The sequence below is a fragment of the Isoptericola dokdonensis DS-3 genome (assembly GCF_001636295.1).
Taxonomy (GTDB): Bacteria; Actinomycetota; Actinomycetes; order Actinomycetales; family Cellulomonadaceae; genus Isoptericola; species Isoptericola dokdonensis.
The window spans coordinates 2853576-2877068 of sequence record NZ_CP014209.1 but is presented as its reverse complement, the minus strand read 5'-3'; the positions used below and the strand labels follow the sequence as shown (position 1 = coordinate 2877068).

Below are 23493 nucleotides of genomic sequence, written 5' to 3'. Positions count from 1 at the left end.
CGTCAGCCCACCGCGGTGAGCGTGAGCACGCCCGCGTAGTCACCGGCCGGGGTGTCCAGCGGGATGGAGAGGGTCAGGTCGGCGCCGAGGACGGCGTCGGCCTGACCGTTCTCGCCGCTGCCCGAGGCGAGCGCCGACGTCGCGGTGAGGCCCGGGTCCGAGCCGGCCGCCACGGCCGAGCCGGCGAGGGCGTCGCCGGAGGTGACCTCCGGGGCCCAGCCGAGCGCCGCACCGGAGAACGACGACGACCCGCCGACGAAGTCGGTGACCTGGCCGTTGATCGTCCACGTGCCCTCGGGGCGCGTGTCGGACACGGTCACGGCGTGCAGCGAGCCGGTCGCCGTGAAGGCGTTCTCGCCCTGCGCGGCGGTGCCGAGGCTGACCGCGCCGGTGCCGCTGATCGTCCACGAGAACGCGCCCGGGTCGACCGGCTCGACGTACTCGGGCACGTCGACGTCGACGCCCACGTCGCCCTCGCCCGAGGCGCCCGGCGCCACGAACGTGACCGGGGTGGCGAGCTCCTGCGCCGCGTTGGCGGCCGCGCCGCCCGCCGCGTAGGTGTACACGCCGTAGACGCCCGAGGCGGAGTCGTCGGTCGCGACCTCGAGGTCGGCGGAGAACGAGCCGTCCTCGTTCATGAGCACGAGCTGGCCGGCGACGTTCGGGAACGCGGCCTTCACCTGCGAGTACGACGGCTCCGGCAGCGCCCACTTCTGGGAGACGACCGTGCGGGCCGACGACGCGGCGCCGTCGGACGGGCGCCAGTCGGCGGCGAACTTGCCGAACACGACGTAGACGCCGGTCGGCTGGTCCTTCGCGACCGGCGGGCGACCGCCGGCGTTGACGTTGGCCAGCGGGTCGAAGCCCGAGCCGGTCACGGTGACCGTCGAGGTGGCCGACGGGTCGAAGCCGGAGGTCTGCGAGACCTGGACGGCCGGGTTCCACTCCTGCACCGGCGCGCCGTCGAGCTCGGCGGTGAGAGTGAGGTCGTCGAGCTCGGCACCCGCCTGCAGGAAGTCCTGCAGGGCGGCGGCGCCGTCGGCGGTGAGCGTGACGCCGTCCGCGGTGACGGAGACCTCGTCGCCCTCGACCGCGACGGTCGTGGTGGCGACGTCGCCGAGGACGACGTCGTCGCCGCCGTAGGTGCCGGCGTCGTAGCCGAGGTTGTTCTCCGGGATGACGACGCTGAGGTCGCCGACGACCTGGCCCGTGCCACCGGTGACCTCGATGCCGACGTTCTCCACCGTGACGGTGAAGGCGTGCGACGGGAACGCGAAGACGGCGCCGCCGGTGGAGGTGACCGACAGGTTCTCGGCGTCGGTGACGCTGCCGCCCGCGACGGGCAGCAGGTACGGGAGGGTCTCGTTCGGCGGGGTGGTGTCGACCGTCGCGGCGGGGGTGCCGTCGAGGTCGAACTCGGCCGGGGCCCGGAGCGTGATGCGCTCGCCGACGGGGATCGCGCCGACCGGCGGCAGCGCCGCCGTCTGGAGGCCGACGTAGCGGCGGAAGCTCTCCCGGAAACCCCAGGAGACGGAGCCGGACTCCGCGACGACGTCGCGGGACTCGGCGGCCTGGGCCGGGGCGACCGTCACGAGGGCGGTGCCCAGCCCGAGGGCGAGCACGCCGAGCCCGGCGGCGGCCCGACGAGTGGTGGTGGTCATCAGTTCAATGCCTTCCATGAGTGGGATGAGGCGGGGGTTGGGGGTCTGTGGTGCCGCTCAGGTGAACGGCAGGACGAGCCAGCCGCGGCGGAAGCCGACGACGCTCGCGGAGGCACCGAACGCGAGGACGGCGACGCCCCAGGGCAGCAGGTCGCCCGGTGCGCGCTCGGTGGAGGTCAGGGAGGGGACGAGGTCGTCGGCACCGAGGCCGAGGGTGCCGGCGGCCGTCGCGGGGAACACGACCGGTAGGGCGCCCGCCGCGGGGACCGCCGCGCGCACGGGCGCCCCGAGGGTGGTCGGGGCACGACCGGGCGCCGCACCGGCGCCCGGGCCGGAACCGGAGCCGGAGCCCGACGGCGTGCCCGTCGTACCGTCGACGCTCGGGAGGTCCTGCGGGACGAACGGCGTGCTGCCGGGCTCGTCGGAGCCGGCGTCGTCGGGGAGGTCCGGGACGTCGGTGCGCCCGCCGCTGTCCCGCGCGTCGAAGCTGACGGTCATCGGGTAGGGCACCTTGGCCGCGTTCCCGGCCTCGGGCGTCGTGGAGTACCAGAACGGCGCCTGCCCGGTCACCTGCTGGAACCTCACGAACGACCGGGGGAAGGACCCGCCGCAGGCCGCGCCCTGCACCCTCGCGAGCGACTGGTCCTCGACGAGCCCGCGGACGTCCACGCCGCACCACTCGGGCTCGAGCACGCCCGACGTCGCACCGAACCGGCCGTCGTCGAACCTCGCCAGCTCGACCTCGCGCTCCGTCAGCCGCGACCACTTCGTCATGTCCTCGCGGGACGTGCCGTACCCGCCGACCGTCGCGGTGAGCGCACCGTCGCCGTGCTCGTCCAGCACCAGGTGCGGGTCGGACGCCCACCAGTAGGTGAGGCCGCCGTAGAAGACCACGGTGAAGGTGCCGGTCCAGGAGATGTCGACGCTGCCGTCCTGCGCGCGGGTGCCGGTGCCGCCGTCGAGGACGACCTCCGCCCCGCTCGTCGTCGTCCCCCGCACCACCGGGTCGCCCTGCGGGTCCTGGCAGCGCGTCGCGTACGTGGGGCGGCGCTCGCCGCGACCGTCCGCGGTGGGGACGAGGATCTCGACGTCCCCCTGCGCGGCGCGGTAGAGGTCGGCGTCGGAGGCCGACCACAGACGGCTGCCGCCCGCGTCGCCGGTCGTGCCGGGCACGCCCGCCATCACGAAGTTGCAGGCACCGGCGAGGTGCGAGCCGGTGCCCGACTCCGCGTTGATCCCCCAGCGCAGCTCGGCGTCCGTCAGCTCGGCGGCACCCGTCGTGGGCGGGGGCGTGGGCTCGCCCTGCCCGACGTCGGGGATCGTCACCTCGACCTCGACGTCGCCGCCGACGCGCACGGGCGGCGGCAGCTCGTCGTCCGCGGCGGCGCCGGGGACGACCGCACCGAGCGTCAGGGCGGCGACGAACGCGACGAGCCCGGCGCGGACGGCGGTGCCGCGACGTGCCGTCCTCATGGCCGGTCCTGCGGGGTCGCAGGCGCGGGGGCCGTGGCCGCGCGGGCGGCGCGCCGCCGACGGGTCGCGGTGATGGCCGACGACAGCACGACGAGCAGCAGGACGAGCAGCCCGGCGCCCGCGGCGAGCTCGCCCCACGACCAGCCGCTCCCCCACGCACCGGTCGTCGCGGCACCCGCCCCGGCGGCCGACGCGACGAGCGCGTCCTGCGCCTCGGCCTCCGCCGGGTCGCGGGTCACGACGACCTCGACCTCCGGCTGCTTGCCCGACGACGCGGCGGTCACCTTGAGCACGTGGGTGCCGAGGCGCAGGTCGCCGGGCAGCTCCATGAGCCCTGCGATCTCCCCGTGCGTCCCGGCGGTGAGGGGCCCGACGGCGATCGCGCCGTCGTCGAGCACCACCACGACCTGCTCGCCCGGCTGGAAGCCCTGGCCCGCGAAGCTCAGCACCCGCCCCGCGACCGCCGTGGCCTGGTCGAAGCCGAGGGTGGCCGGCCCCGCCTCCGCGGAGGCCGACGGCGACGGGGTGCCCGCGGCGGCCTGCCCGCCGGTGGCGTCCGGGGAACCACCCGTGGCATCCGTGGCGCCACCGGTCGTGTCGTCGGTGGCGGAGTCCCCGGTGCCCTCGGCGTCCTCGGTGTCGTCGGTGGAGCCCGCCCCGCCGTCGGCACGGCCACCCGCACCCGACGCGGCGTCGTCCGAGGCGGCCCCGACGAACTCGACCGGCGTGAACGTCTCGTTGCTCGCGTTGGCGACGCCGTGCGCGCCGATCGTGATGACGCCGCACGTCACCTCCAGGCAGTTCACCTCGACCGGGCTGCCCGCCCGGTCCTGCGCCGTGAACACCGGGCCGGGCACGATCAGCTCCGCCGACCAGGTGCCGTCCTTCGCGACGAGCCCGCCGTTGGCCTCCGACGCGGTGTCCGAGCCGGGGAACGCGACGAACCGCTGGTAGCCGGCGTTCGCGCCGGTCTCCGCGTCCGGGACGTAGCGCAGGGTCTGGCCCGTCGCACCGCCCTGGCTCGGTGCCCACCCGCTGCCCGACACCCAGCCGAACAGCACGTAGATCCCGCCGAAACCCTTCGCGACCGACTGGAAGCCCGAGCCGGACAGCCGCAGCGTCGTCGCGCCGTCCGCCGAGGCGCGCGCGGCGCCGTCGACGCCGGACACCGACACGTTCGCCGCCGCCTGCGCGGGGGCCGCGGCACCCGGCACGAGCGCGGGCACGGCGAGGGTCGTGGCGAGCACGGCGGTGAGCAGCAGGGCGAGCAGTGCGGCGGGCCTTCTCACGGCGCGGCCACCTCCTGGACGGTCGTCCCGTGCCGGGGCAGCACCAGCAGCGCGCCCGTGACGGGGTGGGTGAGGACGTCGACCGGGTGGTCGTACACGGTCGACAGGAGATCCGAGGTGAGGACGTCGGCGGGGGCGCCGTCCGCGGCGATCCCGCCCCGCGCGACGACGACCACGCGGTCCGCCCACGCCGCCGCCAGCGGCAGGTCGTGCAGCACCACGACGGCCGCGCCACCGGCGTCGGCGTGCCGCCGCGCCAGGGCCAGCACCTGCGTCTGGTGCTTGACGTCGAGCGCGGCGGTCGGCTCGTCCAGCAGCAGCAGCCGCGGCTCCTGCGCGAGCACCCGCGCCAGGGAGGCACGGGCCTTCTCCCCGCCGGACAGCGTCGGGTAGCGGCGGTCGGCGAGGTGCGCCACGTCCGCCGCGGCCAGCGCGGCCGCCACCACCGCGTCGTCCGCGTCGGCCGACGACGTGCCCTCCCAGGGCGCGCGGCCCATCCGCACCACGTCGACCACCCGGAACGGGAAGCTCACGTGGTTCTCCTGGAGCAGCACCGCCCGGCGCCGGGCGAGCTCGCGCGGGCGCAGCGACGCCAGCGGCTCGCCCTCCCACGCCACCGTGCCCGCGTCCGGCACGCGGTCGCCGGACAGCACCGCCAGCAGGGTGGACTTGCCCGCACCGTTCGGGCCGACGACGACGAGGATCTCGCCCGTGCGGACGTCGACGTCCACGCCGTCCAGCAGCGTCGCGTCCCCGATCCGCACACCCGCGCCGCGGACCTCCACCAGCGGCGTCCCTGCGCTCATGCCGTGTTCGCCTGGCACGACCGCTGCGGTGCCCCGCTCCGGGTACACCTCGTCCCTCGGCGTCCCTGCGCGCGGGCTCCTCGCGCTCATGCCCAGCCCCCGGCCTGCCGGCGCGTGCGGTACACGAGCCACAGGAAGAACGGCCCGCCGACGAGGGCGGTGAGCATGCCGATGGGCAGCTCCGCGTAGGGGACGGCGGTGCGCGCGACGAGGTCGGCGGCGAGCAGCAGGACGGCCCCGCCGAGCGCGCTGGCCGGCACGAGGACCCGGTGGCCGGGGCCGACGGCCATGCGCACGAGGTGCGGCACGACCAGACCGACGAACGCGATGATCCCGCAGAACGCCACCGCGGCGGCGGTGAGCAGCGCGACCACGACGACCGCCACGACGCGCAGCCGCTCGACGTCCACGCCGAGGTGCCGTGCGGACCGCTCCCCGAGGGCGAGCAGGTCGAGGCGGCGGGCCAGCAGCAGCGACCCGACGAGCCCGGCGACGACGAACGGCGCGACGATCCCGACGTACACCCAGCGGGTGCCGTTGAGGGAGCCGAGCTGCCAGAACACGATCTCCTCGCGGGCCTGCGTGTCGCCGAGGAAGGTGAACAGGGCGAGCCCCGCGCCGCAGATCGCGTTGACGGCGACGCCGGTCAGGACCAGCGTGACGACCTCCGTGCGGCCGCCGGCGCGGGCCATCGCGTACACGGCGAACGTCGCGATCAGGCCGCCGACGAACGCCGCGGCCGCCGTCGTCCACGGGCCGAGCGCGGTGAGGCCGAGCGCGATGGTCGCGGCGGCGGCCACGGCGGCACCGGACGAGACGCCGACGACGCCGGGCTCGGCGAGCGGGTTGCCGAACACCCCCTGCATGACGGCGCCCGCCGCGGCGAGCGCGGCGCCGACGAGCACGGCCATGACGACGCGCGGGAAGCGGATCGTCCACAGGGCCGTGTACCCGTTGGGGTGGGTCGGCTCGGGGCCGAGGTCGAGGCCGAGGCCGTGCGCGAGCGCGCCGAGCACCTCGGCGGGCGGCACGTGGAGCTGGCCGGACCCGGCGGAGACGACGGCGAGCACGACGAGGGCGACGGCGAGGCCCACGAACAGCGCGGTGACGCGGGCGGTGCGTGCCGGGGGCAGCGGGGTGCCCGCGGCGAGCGGCCGGGACGTGCGCGCCTCGGGCGCGTCGGCGGGGGCCGTCATCCGAGGCTCCCGGGCGCGTAGAGGCCGCGGGCCAGGGCGTCGAGGACGCCGGTGGTCGACGGCCCGAACGCGAGCACCTGGCTGTCCGGCATGGCGAGGATGCGCCGGCTCTGCCCGGCGGGGGTCTGCGCGATCGCCGGCAGCCGCTCCAGCAGGCCGTCGACGCCGCCGACGGACTCCAGGCCCTTGCTCATCATGAGGACGACGTCCGGCTGCGCGGCGACCAGGCCCTCGTCGTTGACGGGGCGCATGCCCTTCCAGCCGATCTCCCCGGCGACGTCGACGGCGCCCAGCGCCTCGATGAGGGAGTCGGCCCCCGAGCCGTCGCCAAACATGTAGTAGACGCCCGACTGGCCGCGCACGTAGAGGAACACGACGCGCAGCTTCTCGTCGTCGGCGGTGGGCGCGAGCGCCGCCACCTCGGCGACGGTCGCGTCGATCTGCGCCTGCGTGCGCTCGGCGAGCTGCTCGCCGGCCTCCGGCACACCGAGGGCGGCGGCGACGGCCCGGGTCAGGTCGTCGGCGTTCTCGGTGGAGCGGTGCGGGTCCATGACGACGACGGGGATGCCGGCGTCGCGCATCTGGAGGACCACGTCCCACGGACCGAGCGTGGTGTCGGTGAGGATGACGGTCGGCGCCAGCTCGAGGATCGCCTCGGCGGTGAGCTCGTGCCCGTTGGACGTGACCTCGGGCAGGTCGAGGATCTCGGGGAACGTCGAGGAGGTGTCCCGGCCGACGACGTTCTCCCCCAGGCCCAGCTCGAACACCGTCCGCGACAGCGTCCCGTAGAGGTCGAGCGCGAGGACGCGGCTGACGTCGGTGACGGTGACCTCGGTGCCCTGGGTGTCGGTGACGGTGGCGGGGAGCTGCGGCTGCGCGTCGGCGACGACGGGCTCGACGGGCTGCTCGGCGGCCTCCAGCACGACCTCGCCGGTCCACTCGCGGGGGTCGGCGAGCAGGTCGTCGCTGGTGGCGAGCTCGGTGAGCGTGGGGCCGGAGGCGACGGCGGTGCCGGTGCTGCCGTGGCCGGCCGCGCCGCAGCCGGCGAGCAGGACGGCGGAGGCGGCGACGAGAGCGGCGACGGATCGCAGGCGGGCGGCCGGGGTCATGCGTCGAGCTCCTGACGTGGTGCGCAAGGCTGAGGTGTGCCTTGCCTAAGTTAGATGAGGCTTGCCTGATCGAGCAAGGACGAGGGCGCGCGGAATCCTGTGCCCCCGGTCACACGCGACCGGTCGCAGGCCGCCTCCGCCACGGACGGGTGGCCGGGGCGAGGGGCGTCAGGCGCCCGGGTGCCGCAGACCGAGCTCCACGAACATCGCCCGGTTGAGGCGGAAGGCCTCCTGCGCCTCGGCGACGGCGACGTCGACCTCGGCGGCGGTCAGCGCGAGCCCGTCCAGGCGCTCGCGGTAGAGGTCCTTGAACGGCTTGGCCTTCGGGATCTCGGGGAAGTCGTAGAACTCGAGCCCGGCGGCGCCCATGCCGTAGTGGCGCTGCATCATGCGCTGGATGATCTGCCCGCCCGACAGGTCGCCGAGGTAGCGGGTGTAGGCGTGCGCGGCGTACTGCGGCAGCAGCCCGCCGACCTCGCGCAGCCGCGCCGCGTACGCCTGCGTCGACGGCAGGATCTCGATCGCGGCCGCCCAGGACTCGCCGTGGAGGTGGGCGAGGTCCCGCTCGATCGCGGGCACCCGGGTCAGCTCGTCGAACACCAGCGTGGCGCCGCGCAGGTCGGGGCGGACGGCGGCGCTCGCCTCCTCCAGCGCGGTGTAGACCACGAGCTGCTGGGCGGCGAGGTCCGCGTAGGCCGCGACGTCGAGCCCGCCGGACATCAGGCGGGAGACGAAGCCCTCGCTCTCGGCCTGCTGGTGCTCGGCGCGGGTGCCCTCGCGCAGCAGCGTGGAGAGCGTGGCCTCGGGGGCGAGAGCGGACATGGGGCGACCTCCCAGGGCGCGACATGACGGACTGTCGTGACAACGTGTCAGGACCTGGCGTCACCGTAGCACCGGTTCTTAGGTATGCCTACCCTCGTCTCGAACGCCGGTCGGGGCGCCCGTGGAGTCCCGCCGGGCAGCCGCGTTCAGACGTGCCGCCTGCCGCAGCAGGTGGTCGCGCTCCGGCACCGACGTCGCCGTCGCCGCGGCCCGCGCGTACCGGCGTGCCGCGTCCGCCAGGTCGCCCGCCCGCTCCGTCAGGTAGGCCGCCACCGCGTCGAGGCGGGGCAGCGCCGGGTCGAGCCCGTCCAGCACCGCCAGACCCGCCCGCGGGCCGTCCACCTCCCCCACCGCGACCGCCCGGTTCAGGGCCACCACCGGCGACGGCGTCAGCCGCAGCAGCTCGTCGTACCACTCGAGGACCTGCGGCCAGTCCGTCTCCGCAGGCGCCGCCGCGTCGTCGTGCAGTGCCGCGATCGCCGCCTGCACCTGGTACTCGCCGAGGCGGTCCCGGGCCAGCGCGCCCTGCACCAGGGCGACCCCCTCGGCGATCAGCGTGGTGTCCCAGCGCGAGCGGTCCTGGTCCGCGAGCGCCACCAGCGCGCCGCCGTCGGTCCACCGGGCCCCGCGGCGGGCCTCGGTGAGGAGCATGAGGGCGAGCAGTCCGTCGACCTCCGGGTCGTCGGTGGCCGCGGCGAGCTGCCGGGTCAGCCGGATCGCCTCGAGCGCGAGGTCGATCTCGCCGGAGTGCCCCTCGGAGAACATCACGTAGAGCACCTTGAGCACGGCGCCGACGTCCCCCGGCCGGTCGAAGGTCGCGCCGGCGAGCGTCCGCTTGGCGCGGCTGATGCGCTGCGCCATCGTCGCCTCCGGCACCAGGTACGCACGGGCCACCTGCGCCGTCGTCAGCCCGGCGACGGCGCGCAGGGTGAGCGCGACGGCCGAGGCCGCGCTGAGCGACGCGTGGCAGCACCGGCTGAGCAGCAGCAGGGTGTCGTCGTCCTGCTCGGTCGGGCCCGGCGGGACCAGCCGTTCGTGCCGTTCCTCGCGGCGCTGCCGCGCCTCGTGCGCGCGCCGCGCGTCGAGGAAGCGCCTCCAGGCCACGGTGACGAGCCAGGCGACGGGGTCGTCGGGCTCCCCGTCGGCGGGCCATCGGGTGCCGGCCTCCAGCAGCGCCTCCTGCACGGCGTCCTCGGCGTCGGCGAAGCCCGCCCCCCGCCGGACGACCGCCGCGAGCGCCCGCGGGCCGGCGCGGCGGAGGAGGTCCTCCACCGCGCCGGCTCCCGGACCCTGCGGCGCGCCGTCGCGACGGTCGGCGCGACGGTCGACCGGTCCGGTCACTGCACCTCCGTCGGCAGCTCCGTGAGGAACGGGCGGACCTCGATCCACTCCTCCAGCGGCTTCCCGCCGGCCCCCGGCGCCGAGGACAGGTGGGCGGCGGCCTCGTGCGCCCGCTCGACCGAGTCGACGTCGATGATCATCCACCCCGCGATGACGTCCTTGGTCTCCGCGAACGGGCCGTCGGTCACCGGGGGTCGACCCTCGCCGTCGTACCGGACGAACGTGCCCGTCGGGGCGAGCGCCTGGGCGTCGACGAACTCCCCGCGCTCGGCGAGGTCGTCCGCGACGCGCTGCATGAACGCGATGTGGTCGGACACCTCCTGCGGCGTCCACGACTCCATCGGCTCCTGGGCGGACGGGCGCTGCTCCGGGCCGCCGCGGTAGTGCTTGAGCAACAGGTACTTGGCCATGTCGGTTCCCTCTCGTCGTCCCTACTGTGCCTGCACCCGGGGGACGGAGCACGGCGCGCGTTCTCGACATCGGACCGTGAGGTGGGTACCTCAGCCGCCCGGCGGGTCGATCTGAGGTACCCGGTACCGGGAGAACTGGGCGACCGGACGATCCGCGCGCCGGCGCCTCAGCGACATCGTGGACGCAGGACACCACGAAGGAGACGGATCATGTCGCAGCCCCTGTTCGGCCCGGCGCTCGAGGCGGAGCTCGCCTACCACCGCGAGCTCCTCGACGCCGCCTACGCCCGCCCGTCGCTCTGGCGGCGGCTGCGGACCCGAGCTGCCGCAGCGCGAGCCGCCGCACCGGGCGGGCACCGCAGGACAAGACCTGCGTAGATGCTCGACCACGGGGCGCCCCAACCGGGGGAACCGGCACGATGGCGGAGCCTCCACTCGCGCATGGCTGGCGAGGAGTCCGGCAGCCCCGTGCCCTCGCCAGTCGAGGAGTACAACCAACGAAGAGCCTGTGACCCGCGGCCGAGGCGACGGCTGGAGCGCTGAAGCGCCTGGAGACTCAGCACCGTTGGACGGCTACGAGTGGACCGACTGGGGAATTGCCTACCAGGATGGCGAGAAGTTCCCAATGGCGAGACATGACAACATCGAACTCCCGGGTTGCACGGTAGCACGATTCCGTACACCCCAGGGTCGATTATGAACTAATAGTCAAGGAAGCAGCCATCGGCGGCCGAAAGTAGATCATACTCCGTGGATTCGAACCAAGAAGTCGCCTCGGAAAGCTCCTCGGGAGAATGCCGGGTCTCATTGAAGTCGGACCGCGCCGATTCGTTTATAGGTATAACAACTTCACCGTCCGGGGCGGACGCAAGGAAGTATGCCGTCTCGGTGCCGTCGGATCCGCTCTCATATTCGAGGGCGATAACGCGTTCGACATATTCCGGGGCATCCTGCACGTCATCGATCATTTCGATCTGGACACCGCTAGCCCGCAACACATCCAAGCCACCCGCGGTTGAGGCAGGGTCTATAATTGCCTGTACTTCGTTGAAGCCCACAGTCCCACACACGGTGGTGTCGTCGAGCGGGTCTGAGCAAGCTGTTACGACGACCCCGACTGCAACAGCAAGTCCAGTCACCCGTAAAATGTTACGCTTCGTTGACATGGCGCGATTCTGTCATAGGTGCCGTTGGAGCGGAAGAACTGCTGGACGATCACTAAGCATGTCGGGCACTCTTCGCCGCACGGGTTGCAGCAGTTGGTGGGCGGGGCGGCCTGGGATGCCGACGGCGCACGGAACGACGTGCGGGGCTACGTGATCGATCACCCTCGGCGACGCCCGTGCGATGCTCGTGCTGGACTAGACCGGGGACCTGACGAAAGGCGGCGCGACGGTCGGGGTGCGACGCGAGCACACCGGCATTGCGGGTCCGATCGAAGACTCCGCGGCGGAACCTGCACACTGGCGCCGATCTCCTGACGGACACAGAAGGCCAGAACCGAGGCCCTGTTCGTCACCGACGAGCACGTCGAGGTCGAGGCCACCCGGATCTGCCCCGAGTTTGGTTGACACCTGAACCGTGAGGATCTAGTCCTTGAATCGGCCTGGGATTCGTTTCTATCGGCATCCTTGGCCGGCAGGTACCGGCTGGTCTAATTCGTGTGCAGCGTAGTAGGCCTGCTCGACCTCCAACGGGGTGCGCATGGCGAGCTCGCTGTGCAGGCGCGGGAAAGACCGTGCCCCTGTCGGGGGCGGGTGGGACGATGCACGGGTGCGACGTTCGTCCCAGATCCCGCTCGTCGCCAGGACCCAGGAGGTCGCCCGGTTCCGTCGCGCGTTCGACGACGCGGCCGCCGGCGAACCGGGCGTCCTCCTGCTGGGCGGTGACGCCGGTGTCGGCAAGACCCGGCTGGTGAACCACCTCGCGGCCCTCGCGACCGAGGCCGGGGGGCGGTCCGTCGTCGCGCACTGCGTGGACCTCGGCGAGGTGGGCATCCCGTACCTGCCGTTCACCGAGGCGCTCGGGCTGCTGCGCGACGAGCCCGACGTCGCGCAGGCCGTCGCGGAGCGCCCCGCGCTCGCCCGGCTCCTCGACCCGAACCGCACGCCGTCGGCGGGCCGCGACGACCACGCCGAGCGGCTCCCGCTCCTGGACGGCGTCGCCGGGGCCCTGGCGTCGGCCGGGCGGTCCGGTGCGCCGCTGGTGCTGGTCGTCGAGGACCTGCACTGGGCCGACCCGTCCACCCGCGACGTGCTGCGGTTCCTCGCGACCCGGCTGCGCTCCGAGCACCTGCTGCTGGTCGGCACGTACCGCAGCGACGACGTCGACCGCCGCCACCCGCTGCGCCCGCTGCTGGCGGAGCTGCACCGGCTGGAGCGGGTGGAGCACGTCGAGCTCGGCACGTTCACGCCGGACGAGCTGCGGGAGTTCACCACCGCGGTCAACGACGGGCCGCTGGACGAGGCGGAGTTCGCCGCCGTCCTGCGCCGGTCCGAGGGCAACGCGTTCTTCGCCGAGGAGCTGCTGGCCGCCGGCCCCGCGGGCACGCTGCCGTGGTCACTGGCGGACATCCTGCACGCACGGCTCGAACGGCTGCCCGATCCCGTCCGGCAGGTCGTCCGGCTCGCGTCGGTCGGGGGCCGCCAGGTCCGCGAGGACCTCCTGCTCGCCGCCGCCGCCCGCACCCCCGGCCTCGACGACGGCGGCGCCGTCGACGCCCTGCGCGACGCGGTCGCCCAGCAGGTGCTCGGCGTCGAGCAGGCGAACCTGGCGTTCCGGCACGCGCTGCTCGCCGAGGCCCTGTACCTCGACCTGCTGCCCGGCGAGCGGGCGTCCACGCACCGCGCGTACCTCGCCGCGCTCCAGGACGACCCGGCCCTCGGGTCGCCCGCCGAGCGGGCGCACCACGCGCTCCAGGGCCACGACCTGTCCACCGCGCTGTCGGCGTCGTACGACGCCGCGGCTGCCGCCCAGGACCTCCTGGCCCCCGCGGAGCAGCTCCGGCACCTGGAGCAGGTGCTGTCCCTGTGGGAGTCCGTCCCGGACGCCGAGCAGCGGGTCGGGACGGACCGGGTCGCGGTGGCGCTGGCGGCGGCCGGGGCAGCCTCCCGGCACGGCCGCGCCGCCCGTGCCGTGCAGCTCGCCCGGCGGGCCGTGGCCGCCCTCGACGGCGACCCCGGGCGGCAGGCGTCCGTGCGGGTCGTCCTCGCGCGCTACCTCATGGAGCTCGACGAGATCGACGCCGCCGCCGCCGAGTCGGACCTCGCGTTCGCCGTCCTGGACGCCGACGACGGACCGGGGCCGTCGGCCGACCTGGCGGTCGCGCTGGCCGTGCGCGGCCGGGTCGAGCTGAACCGCGACGAGGACGACCGCGCCCGCGAGTACCTGGAGCGCGCCGTCGCCGTCGCGCACGAGGTGGACGCCCCGCAGGCCGAGACGGACGCGCTGGCGTCGCTGGCGATCATCGAGGTCGACGACCCGGACACGGCGGCGCGCCTGGTCCGCACCGCGCTGGAGCGGGCGCGCGAGGTGGGCGACCTCAGCACCGAGATCCGCTGCTGGTCGAACCTCGCGATGACGCACTACTACGCGGGCCGGCTCGCCCAGGCGTGCGAGGTGCTCGGCCAGGGGCTCGCCCGCGCCCGCGAGACCGCCACGATCCGCAGCATGCACGGCATCTGGATGCAGCAGCTCGACGCGATCCTGCGGTACACGACCGGCGACCTGCGCCCCACCGAGGTGCCCGCGGGCGTCCCCGCCGCCGACGCGACGATGATCGCCGCCGCCCAGCAGTACGCGGCGGTGGCGCGCGGCGACGACGACGTCCTGGACCGTGCCGCCGCGCTGCGCGACCGGTGGGAGGTCGACGGCTTCGTCGCGCTCGTCGCCGGGGGCTGCCAGGTCGACGCGCTGACCTGGGCGGGCCGGCACGACGAGGCCGTCGAGGTGGCGGCCGCGGTGGTGGACCACCTGGGCGCCATCTGGAGCACGTACTTCCTGGGCCGCATCTGGATCTCGGCGCTCGCCCTGGCCGCCCTGGCGGGCGCCGCGGAGGAGTCGCACGCCGCGGACGGCGCCGTCGTGCAGGTGGACCGCCGCCACCGCGCCGACGAGCTGCTGGAGGTCGCGCGGGCCACCGCGGAGCGGGGCCGCCCCCGTGGTGGGTCGCTCGGCCCGGAGGGGCAGGCCTGGCTGTGCCGGGCGGAGGCCGAGCATGCCAGAGTCGTGGCGGCGACGGGCGGCAAGCAGGCCGACCCCGTCGTGTGGGAGACCACCGTGGCGGCGTTCGGCTACGGCTACCGGTACGAGGTCGCCCGGTCCCGGCTGCGGTGGGCGCAGGCGCTGCATGCCGCCGGGGACGTCGAGGCGGGAGCCCGCGAGACGCTGGAGGCCCTCGCGGAGGCCGAGCGGACGGGCGCCCGGCCGCTGGCCGAGGCCGCGCAGGCCTGGGCACGCCGAGCCCGCGTCGCGCTGCCGGGTGCCCGGCGGACGTCGTCGGCGCTCACCGAGCGGGAGGAGGAGGTCCTCGCGCTGGTCGCGAAGGGCCTGTCCAACCGGCAGATCGGCGAGCGCCTGTTCATCTCGACCAAGACGGCGAGCGTGCACGTGTCGAACATCCTCGCGAAGCTCGCCGTGTCCGGGCGGGCCGAGGCCGTCGCGGTGGCCACCCGCCGGGGGCTGCTCGGCGCCTGACGTCAGGGGACGTCGAACGTCGCCGTCCGCACGGGGTTGTCGAACTCGGTGGTGCGCAGCGAGACCTGCACGTCCCACTCCCCCGTGGTGGGGATGAGGACCTCGCCGGAGTAGACGCCCGGACCGAGGGAGACGAGCGGCACGGCCCCGAGGTCCACGTCCCCCGACGTGAGGCTGAGCCGCGGCGCCTCGTACCCCTCGGCGGGTGCCCCGGCGGCGTCGGTCATCTCGATCGTGAGGGTGGCGGGTCCGACGGCGAGGGGCGTCAGGACGACCTCCGCGGTGATCGCGTCGAGCTGCACCTCCTGGCCCGCGACCTCGGCGGTGCTCGCCGCCGCGACGGGCTCGGGGCTGCGGTCCACGAGGAAGCCGGTGACGAGCAGCACCGCGACGAGCAGCCCCGCCTCCACGCGGGTCGTGCGGACCAGCAGCTCGGACGGCGAGCGCCGGCCGGCCGAGGCGGCAGCCGTGCGCAGGCGCGGGAGCAGCACGAACCGGTTCCACGCGGCGACGCCGACGGCGGCGAGCGCGATGAGCACCTTGACCAGCAGGCCGGTGCCGTAGGAGGTCGACGTCAGCGCCTCCCAGCTCCCGGCGATCCGCCACGCGAGGACCGCCCCGGCCACGACGAGCACCGCCAGGAGCCCGGCGGCCACGGCCGAGAACCGTGCGACGACGGCGGCGCCCGTGTCGCCGCGGGCGAGGTCGCCCAGCACCAGCCCGAGCGCGAGCACGCCACCGAGCCACACGGAGCCGGCGGCCAGGTGCGCCACGTCCACGGCGATCACGAGCGCCTCGGGGGTCGCCGCCCGCGTGTGCCCGGTGAAGGCCGGTGCGGTGACCGCCAGGGCGCAGCAGCCGAGCACCAGGGCCGTGCGCGCGCGACCGGGAGCACCCGACCGGGGCAGGGCGCCGGCCGCCAGGGCCAGGCCGCCGACGACGACGGCCGGCACGACGAGCTCGGCGCGGGCGAGCGCCGACCAGGTCGCAGGCTCGCCGAGGGCGCTCGCGGGCCGACCGAGCTGGTAGAGCGCGACGAGCGGCACCGCGAGCAGCCAGCCGAGCGCACCCGCCACGGCGGCGACCCGGGCCGCCACCCTCAGCCGGGCGCGGGACCGGTCGGCGACCGGGCCCGCCGGGAGGAACAGCACGACGAAGACGGCCACGCCCACGGCCGCCAGCAGGCCGACGTACCCGAGGCCGCGCACCGCGCCGAGCAGGGCGGGCGGCTCGGAGGCGACCTCGGCCTCGGCGGTCGGGACGTCCACCACGGCGCTCGGGGCGCCGACGGCGAAGCTCAGGGACCCGCCGATCGGGTGGCCGTCCTCGGACACCAGCCGCCACAGGACGACGAGCGTGCCGTCCGGGACGTCCCCGGTGAGGTCGACGAACAGCCGGGAGCCGTCCACCGACGCCTCCGACGGCACCTCCGCGCCGGTCGCGTCGAACACCGTGATGCCGGCCGGCACGCCGATCACCGACTCGTCGAACGTGAACGTGACCCGTTCGGGGGCGACCTCGAGCACGGCACCCTCGGCGGGGTCGGTGCCCACGAGCGTCGCGTGCGCCGCGGCGCTGCCGCCCGTGCCGACGACGAGCGCGACGGCCAGCAGGAGCAGCGCCAGGAGCGCTCGGGCGCGGTGCACGACGCCCGGCCCGCCGCACGTCGCGGCGACGAGCGAGCGCGCCGCACCCGGCGGACGGGCGGTGCCCACCGCGCTCACGGCGCCGACGTGCGGCGGCGCTGCAGGACGACGCGGCCCACCACACCGCCGACGACGAGGACGCCGACCGCGCCGACGACCACCCATGGCCCGATCGCACCGTCGTCGCCCGTGGCGGCCGCGGCTTCGGCGTCACCGGCCGCGCCGTCGCCCGCACCGTCGCCCGCACCGTGCCCGGCGTGACCCGCGTGCTCATCGGCCTCCGCCGCGACGTCCGGCTCACCGGACGCGTCATCGTCGGTCGTGCCCGCGGCGTCCGCGCCACCGGTGGTGGCGGTGCCGGCCACGACGACGACGGGTGCGGGATGGTCGAGCTCCTCCGGGTCCTGCCCGTCCTCGGCGATCTCGGTCCAGGCCGCCTCGCCCTCCTCGCAGGTCTGGACGACGGGGAGCACGAGGGTGGTGCCGGGCTCGTCGGGCAGGTTCACGTTGAGCTCGACGACGGCGGTCTCGCCGTCGGGCAGGGGGTCGTCGGTGGTGAAGGTGACGGCGTCGGAGGACACCTCGGCCGCCCAGCGGTCGGTGCTGGCCGCGTTGGCGTCGGTGACGCCGGCGGGCAGGCGGACGGAGATCCCGGTGGTCGCGGAGCCGTCGCAGCCGTGCGGAACCTCGACCCGGAGCACGGTGGTGGCGCCCGGGGAGGTGGTCGACGGCGTGATGGTCACGTGGGCGAGGGCGGGGGCCGCCCCGAGGGCCAGGAGCCCGGTGGCGGCGATCCCCGTCAGGGTCGCGCGGCGGACGACGGTCGTGCTCTTCATCGAGTCTCCCGAGTGGTGCGAGGCGGTCCGCCCACCGAACCAGCCGGCCGAGCGGATGTCAAGAGTGTGAACTGAGGTCGGAAACATGGACTGAGGGCCGCGGGCCGCGTACTGTGGTTCAGGTCAATGAACCACGGTCGCACCCGTGAACATCGGAGTGACGGGCGGCCATCACCGGAGGACAGACATGCCCAACATCACCGTCGAGCTGCTGCGCGGTCGCACCCTCGAGCAGCGCCGCGAGTTCGCCCAGGCCGTCGCCGACAGCGCCGTCGACATCCTGGGCGCCCGCCGCCAGGACGTCCGCATGGTCTTCAGCGAGATCACCCCCGACATCGTCGCCAACGGCGGCGTGCTGGCCAGCGAGGACGACAGCCGCGCCGGCGTCGTCGCGTCGCTCGCCGACGACTGAGCCGCCCGGCCGGCCACCTGCGAGGGTGGCCGGCCGGACGGCGGACAGCGGCGTGGGCCCGCAGGAGCGATCCTGCGGGCCCACGCCGTTTCTCACTGCACCCGGACGGTCGTCCGGGTCTGCGACGCCAGGACGGTGTCGCTGCCCAGGTAGGACGCCGTGAGGGTCAGGTCACGCCCCTGACGGGGCAGCGTGAAGGACACCCGGCCGTCCGCGACGGTGCCGACGAGGGTCGGCCCGCCGTCGACGGCGACCCGCACCTCACCCGTGACCGGCACGTCGTACGGCGCGGTGAGCACCACGTCGACGACCGCGGTGTTCTTCACCTTGGTGGCCGAGACCTCGAGGGTCGGCACCACCTTCTCCACGACGACCCGCACCGTCGACGTCGACGGCTGGTGGTCGTCGTCGCCGCGGTAGCGCAGGACGAGGTCGTGGACGCCCGGCAGGATCGACCCCGCCGGGAGCACGATGGTCCCCACCCCGTCCGCGATCCGGGTCTTCGCGATCGTCGTCGAGCCGTCGCGCAGCTGGACGACGCCCGTGGCCGTGTCCGGCGACACCGCCACCGAGACCGTGCCCGCCGTGCCGTAGGTGATCGGCAGGGCGACCCCGGCGACGGCCGTGACCGCCGGCGACTTCACCGTGATCGTCACCGACGCCCGCGAGGACCTGTCCGCACCGTCCGTGGCGCGGTAGGTGAAGACGTCCTTGCCGGAGAACCCGGCGTCGGGGGTGTAGGTGAACGACCCGTCCGCCCCGACCACGACCTCGCCGTTGGCGGGCTGCCGGACCCCGACGACCGTCAGGACCTGGCCGTCGGCGTCGGTGTCGTTGGCGAGCACGCCCGGCGCCGGCAGGGTGAGCGGTTCGCCACCCACGGCGTCGTACGCGTCGTCGAGGGCCACCGGCACCGCGTTGACCGGCGGCTGCTCGGCCTCCGTCACCGTGATCGTCACGGTCGTGGGGGCCGACGTCGCCGTGCCGTCCGACGCCGTGTAGGTGAAGGTGTCGGTCCCGAAGAACCCGTCGTCGGGCGTGTAGGTGAACCCGCCGTCCTCCTCCAGGGCGACCGTCCCGCCGGCGGGCTGGGTGAGCCCCGTCGCCGTCAGGTCGTCCCCGTCGAGGTCGGTGTCGTTCGCCAGCAGACCCGGCGCCTCGACCGTCAGGGCCTCGCCCTCGAGGGTCCCGTAGGCGTCGGCGGCACCCACGGGTGCCGCGTTCGCCGGCGGACCGGCGTGGAGGTCGGCGACCTGCTCCGACGTCAGCTCGTAGCCGAACATCCGGAAGTCGTCGACGGCACCGTCCCAGCGTCCGTCCGGCCAGCTCGTGCCGCCGACGAGGTTCATCGTCGTCCGGCCGTCGACGCCGACGTCACCGATGTCGAGGGTGAAGTCGTCGCGCGTCGCCTGGAGCTCGCCGTCGAAGTAGATCTTTCCGACGGACCCGCTCTGGGTGAACACGACGTGCGTCCACTCGTTGAGCGGCAGGTCCTCGCCCTGGCCGAGCACCAGACGTTCCTGGGCGCTGCCCGGGGTGCCTGGAGCCTTGAACGTCGCCGCGAAGCCGGTGGCGCCGCTCGCCTGGGTGTTGGACTGCAGCAGGAAGAACGTGTCCGTGCTGCTGCCGATCTGGAGCAGCGGCACCCACATGGGCAGCGCGTCCGGACGGGCCCACAACGAGACGCTGAACTGGTCGTCCATCCCCGCCTCGATGTCGTCCGGCAGCCGGACGTGGTTGCCCGTGCCCGACGCCCCGCCCGGCAGGTTCAGCGCGGGGCCGAACCGGCCCTCGGCCACCCAGCCGGTCGCCCCGGTGAGCGTCGCCGCCCCGACGGAGCTGTCCAGCCCGGTGTTGGCGGCCGTCGACCCCTGACCTTCGTCGAAGGTGTAGTGGATCGGCGTGCCCTCGCCGGGCGGCGGCCGCTCGACCGTGTGCTCCACGGTCTGCGCGGAGTCGCGCCACCCCTCGTCGGCGAGGAACCGCACCTCGACCTCGTGGTCGCCCGGGGAGAGCGCCACGTCGGTGAACAGCACCGCGCCGCCGGAGACGTCGACCTGCCCGCCCACGCGGGAGCCGTCCGTCCACAGCTCGGCGACACCCGTGGGGGCGGCGCCGGACGCGGCGGCGATCTCGGCCGAGACGGTGACCGGCTCGCCGAACGGTGACGGGGAGCCCGGCTCGACGGCGACCGTGGTGGTCGTGGCGAGCGCGGTGCCGTCGGCGTGCAGGGCGGCGACGTCGGCGTCCGTCAGGGCCGTCGTGTAGACGCGCACGTCGTCCATCAGGCCGTCGAGGGCCGGGTCCGGGTAGCCGTTGCGACCCAGCCAGTTGTTCGCGGTCGGCCCGACGTCGGTCATGTCGATCGTCAGGTCGTCCCGGGACGCGACAGGCTCACCGTCGAGGTAGAGCGTGCCGGTGGCACCCTGCCGCGTGAACACGACGTGGTTCCACTCCCCGGCCGTGACGTCCTGCACAGGCGTCGCGTAGACGCGCTCCTGCACGGGGCTGCCCTTGGCCTTGAACGTCGCCGCGAGCCCGGTGGCACCCGACGCCTGCGTCTGCATCTGGAGCTGGAAGAAGCTCCCGGCGTCCGCCAGCCCGTCCCCGACGTGGAACAGGCCGATCCAGTTGCCCTTCGTGTCGGGCTTCACCCAGAACGACGTGGTGAAGTCCTCGGCGCCGAGCAGCAGGTCGTCCGGCAGGTCGACGGCGTTGGCGTTGCCGCCGCCGGCGAGGTTCACCGCACCGCCGTGCACGCCGTCGGCGCTCCAGCCGGTCCCGCCCGTGAGCGTCGCGGCGCCCACCGACCCGTCCGTGCCGGTGTTGGCGGCCGTCGTGCCGGAGCCCTCCTCGAACTCGTACCGCACCGGCACGTCGGAGGCGCCCGGGTCGACGCCCACGATCACGAGGTCGTCGATCATGACGCCCGCGCCGGAGTCCCCGGCCGCGAACGTCAGGTCCTGCGACCGGCCGTCCGCGACGAAGGTCCCGACGTACGAGCCGAACCGGGTCTGCGACGACAGGTCGCCGCCCGCGCTCAGGGTGGCCGACAGGTCGCCCACCGTGAGCTGCGCGGTGCCCGGAGCGGTGCCGGCGGACCGGCTGTCCCGCGCGTAGCGCAGCGAGACGCGGTACTCACGGCCCGGGTCGAGACCCTTGACCGTGCGCGTCAGGCTGCCGTCGGCGCCGACGGCGAGGTGGTAGCCCGTCAGACCGAGACCGCCCTGGCTGGGCGCGGCGGCACGGACCAGCTGGACCGCGTCGTCGATCTCCCACGGGGACATCCGCCCGTTGCCGGGCGCCACGTCGACGACCGCCGGCGGGTTCGCCGACCGCCACTCGGCGGGCAGGCGCGGGTACTCGAACTGGTCGACCAGGTGCGCGGCCCGGACGTCCATCTCGACCTCCGGGTCGATCTGGACGATGTCCGCCACCGACGGCGTGCCGTCGGCGTCGAACACGAACAGCATGTAGGCGCCGGGCGGGGCGTAGGTGCCGTCGACCGGGGTCTCGATGCTCAGGGTGTCGCCGTCCTGGCTGAACGCCAGGTCCTGGAAGTTCTGGTCGTTGTTGAACCCGTGCGTCACCGAGCCGTTGCGGACCAGCGTGACGCGCGAGACGTCGACGTCGGCCTGCACGTCCACGACGCCGTCGTAGCCGACGGACCGCGGGACCCCCGTGACCTCCGGGCGCACGGCCGGCTCGTCGCCGTCGAACAGGTACGCCGGGGAGTAGAACTCGACGTCGGTGTAGTTGCGCGGGCCCGGCGTGCCGCCGCCGCCCACCATGACGCGACCGTCCGGCAGGAGCAGCGCGGTCGAGTGGTAGAGGCGGGCGTGCTCGTAGGGCACGTCCACGACCGTCCACTCGCCCGTCTCCGGGTCCCAGATCTCGGCGTTGGTGACGTAGCCGCCGTTGCCGTTGTTGTCCCGCGAGCCGCCGGTGACGATGACGTCGCCGTCGGGCAGCACGGTGGACGTCGCCCAGTGCCGGGCGTGGGTCATCGGCTGGGTCGCCTCGACCACGGGGGCGTCGGTGCCGCCGGTGATGTCGACGGTGAAGCCCGCACGGGCGCCCGCCGGGCCCCCGCCGTTGGCCCACCAGCCGCCACCGACCTGGAGGATCTTGCCCGGCCGGTACATCGTCGCGGTGGACGTGGCGCCCACCGGGTTGCCGAGGCCGCCCTGGCTCGCGACCGCCGCGGGCAGCGTGCCCCGCAGGATCACCTCGCCGTCACCGGACGCGTCGAGCTCGTACATCTGGGTGCCGGTGATGTTGAAGACGTTGCCGTTGCCCGGTGCCACGAAGGCGCGCGGGTACCACCAGCGGTTCTCGTCCGGCCCGTTGCCGTTGCCGCCGTCGCCGTACGCCGCCGCGCTGGTGGCGCCGGTGAGGAGCTTCCACGAGCTGCCCTCGTCCGGGGTGTAGATCTCCGGGGTGAGCACGCCCGGGCCGCCGGGGCCGCCCTTGAGGCTGCCGCCCTGCACGACGACGGAGCCGTCGGGCAGCGTGGTCCCCGTGGGGTACCAGCGCGGGTAGTGCATCGGCGCCTCGTCCCGCAGGCCCTGGTTGGTGGTGTAGCTGGTGACACCGAGGGCCGCGTCGTTCGGCGCGTTGCCGCCGAGGCCGTCGTCACCGCCCACCGTCAGGGTGGCCTCGCGGTGGGGCAGCTGGACCTGCATCGAGCAGAACAGGTCGGTGTAGGTGTGGTTCGGCACGACGGAGTCGGCGACGTTGTCGATGGTGCGCTGCTCCGCGGGGTCCCAGACGTCGATCTCCATCTGGCCGCCCTGCGTGACGCACGAGTTCCCGCCGAAGTCGTACGGCGTGCTGTCGGTGCAGCCCGAGGAGACGCTGCCGAACGACTGGACGCGACCGTCGGAGGTCAGCGCCGCGTTGATCGGCACCAGCGGCCACGGGGTCACGTCGCTCCAGGAGCCCTGCGCGTCCTTCGTGGGCGGTGAGCAGTCGGCGGTGACCAGACCCGCGGAGTACGCGAGGCCGTTGCGCATCTGGGCGAGCATCGGGGCCTCGGAGTAGGCCCCGCCCTCGTGGCCCATGCCGGTGTACCAGGACCGACCCTCGTCGATCTCCTGGCACCACGTCACGGGGTGGCTGGTGCCGTGGTTGCCCATGCCGTACGAGGTCTCGTCGACCTCGAGCAGCACCCGCACGTCCTGCGCGGGGTTGGCCAGCCAGTCGTACCACTCGTCGCTGCGGGTGAACGTGGCGGGCACGCCCTCGGTCAGGGGGTGGTCGGCGTCCTTGACGCTGACGCGGCCGGACCGCACCGCCGGGTTCTCCGGGTGCCCCTCGGACACCGCGCCGACGAGCTGCGCGTAGAACGGGTTGACGTCGTGCTCGCTCTGGCCGACCGACCAGCCGGCGTAGTGCAGGCCCATGTAGCCGCCGCCGCCGCGGATGTACTCCTCCAGCGCGGCCCGCTGCTGCACGTTGAACAGCACGCCGCCGGTCTGCGCGAACACCACCGCGTCCTTCGACGCGAGGTTCGCCGTGGTGAAGGCCGCCGGGTCGTCCGTCTCCTGGATGTCGACCTGCTGGCCGTGCTCGGTGCCGAGCTCCGTGGCGAGGTCGCGCACGGCCTGGCGGGCCTGCACGTGCGACGCGTGGAAGTTCGCCTTGTAGAACAGCAGGACGCGCAGCACGCCGTCGTCGACGGAGCCGGGCGCGGCCGCGGCCGGGGCGGCGGTGGCGACACCGCCGGTGAGGGGTGCCAGCACCGCGACGGCGGCCACCATGGCCGCCAGGCGAGCCGGCGCCCGGAGTCTGCGGC

16 protein-coding genes are annotated in these 23493 nt (G+C 74.6%); 3 read left to right on the top strand and 13 right to left on the bottom strand.

The window, feature by feature from the left end:
* Positions 1-2: 2 nt before the first annotated feature.
* The 9 genes from I598_RS13285 to I598_RS13245 form a co-directional block, all read right to left on the bottom strand.
* Positions 3-1661 carry an HtaA domain-containing protein gene (locus I598_RS13285; protein WP_083973278.1) on the bottom strand — a complete coding sequence of 553 codons (1659 nt, stop codon included), beginning with the start codon at positions 1659-1661 and terminating at the stop codon, positions 3-5.
* A 57-nt stretch (positions 1662-1718) separates the two neighbouring features.
* Complete coding sequence (locus tag I598_RS13280; RefSeq protein ID WP_068203369.1) at positions 1719-3134, bottom strand: hypothetical protein; 1416 nt, start codon at positions 3132-3134, stop codon at positions 1719-1721.
* Entirely contained in the window at positions 3131-4423 is a 1293-nt protein-coding gene (locus tag I598_RS13275) for a hypothetical protein (RefSeq protein WP_068203368.1), read from the bottom strand. The genes I598_RS13280 and I598_RS13275 overlap by 4 nt, the downstream gene beginning before the upstream one ends.
* The gene (locus tag I598_RS13270; RefSeq protein WP_068205286.1) at positions 4420-5229 is read right to left on the bottom strand and encodes a heme ABC transporter ATP-binding protein; all 810 of its coding nucleotides are present in this window, start codon (positions 5227-5229) and stop codon (positions 4420-4422) included. Before I598_RS13270 ends, I598_RS13275 begins: the two co-directional genes overlap by 4 nt.
* An 86-nt stretch (positions 5230-5315) precedes the next feature.
* Complete coding sequence (locus I598_RS13265) at positions 5316-6425, bottom strand: FecCD family ABC transporter permease (protein ID WP_068203367.1); 1110 nt, start codon at positions 6423-6425, stop codon at positions 5316-5318.
* Entirely contained in the window at positions 6422-7534 is a 1113-nt protein-coding gene (locus I598_RS13260; RefSeq protein ID WP_068203366.1) for a heme/hemin ABC transporter substrate-binding protein, read from the bottom strand. Before I598_RS13260 ends, I598_RS13265 begins: the two co-directional genes overlap by 4 nt.
* Before the next feature lie 168 nt (positions 7535-7702).
* Positions 7703-8356, bottom strand: coding sequence for a biliverdin-producing heme oxygenase (locus tag I598_RS13255; RefSeq protein WP_068203365.1), 654 nt, complete (start codon positions 8354-8356; stop codon positions 7703-7705).
* 78 nt (positions 8357-8434) lie between these two features.
* A complete protein-coding gene (locus I598_RS13250) occupies positions 8435-9628 on the bottom strand; it encodes an RNA polymerase sigma factor (protein ID WP_068205285.1) in 1194 nt (397 codons plus the stop codon).
* 65 nt (positions 9629-9693) lie between these two features.
* Complete coding sequence (locus tag I598_RS13245) at positions 9694-10107, bottom strand: YciI family protein (RefSeq protein ID WP_068203364.1); 414 nt, start codon at positions 10105-10107, stop codon at positions 9694-9696.
* 210 nt (positions 10108-10317) lie between these two features.
* Between I598_RS13245 and I598_RS17695 the strand changes: the two genes are divergently transcribed.
* Positions 10318-10485 (top strand): hypothetical protein, encoded by a 168-nt coding sequence (locus I598_RS17695; protein WP_157557241.1) that lies wholly within the window; start codon positions 10318-10320, stop codon positions 10483-10485.
* Between the two features lie 323 nt (positions 10486-10808).
* On the opposite strand, the gene I598_RS13240 is transcribed toward I598_RS17695, so the two are convergent.
* On the bottom strand, positions 10809-11273 hold the full coding sequence (locus I598_RS13240) for a hypothetical protein (protein ID WP_157557240.1): 465 nt from the start codon (positions 11271-11273) through the stop codon (positions 10809-10811).
* Positions 11274-11880: 607 nt separating this feature from the next.
* Between I598_RS13240 and I598_RS18330 the strand changes: the two genes are divergently transcribed.
* On the top strand, positions 11881-14802 hold the full coding sequence (locus tag I598_RS18330; protein ID WP_068203362.1) for an ATP-binding protein: 2922 nt from the start codon (positions 11881-11883) through the stop codon (positions 14800-14802).
* A 2-nt stretch (positions 14803-14804) separates the two neighbouring features.
* On the opposite strand, the gene I598_RS13230 is transcribed toward I598_RS18330, so the two are convergent.
* Both I598_RS13230 and I598_RS13225 read right to left on the bottom strand, forming a co-directional pair.
* On the bottom strand, positions 14805-16526 hold the full coding sequence (locus tag I598_RS13230) for a copper resistance CopC/CopD family protein (RefSeq protein WP_198155698.1): 1722 nt from the start codon (positions 16524-16526) through the stop codon (positions 14805-14807).
* On the bottom strand, positions 16523-17284 hold the full coding sequence (locus I598_RS13225; RefSeq protein ID WP_068203361.1) for a YcnI family protein: 762 nt from the start codon (positions 17282-17284) through the stop codon (positions 16523-16525). The genes I598_RS13230 and I598_RS13225 overlap by 4 nt, the downstream gene beginning before the upstream one ends.
* A 187-nt stretch (positions 17285-17471) precedes the next feature.
* Between I598_RS13225 and I598_RS13220 the strand changes: the two genes are divergently transcribed.
* Entirely contained in the window at positions 17472-17696 is a 225-nt protein-coding gene (locus I598_RS13220; protein ID WP_068203360.1) for a tautomerase family protein, read from the top strand.
* Between the two features lie 92 nt (positions 17697-17788).
* On the opposite strand, the gene I598_RS13215 is transcribed toward I598_RS13220, so the two are convergent.
* On the bottom strand, positions 17789-23458 hold the full coding sequence (locus I598_RS13215) for a LamG-like jellyroll fold domain-containing protein (RefSeq protein WP_068203359.1): 5670 nt from the start codon (positions 23456-23458) through the stop codon (positions 17789-17791).
* Positions 23459-23493 lie beyond the last annotated feature (35 nt).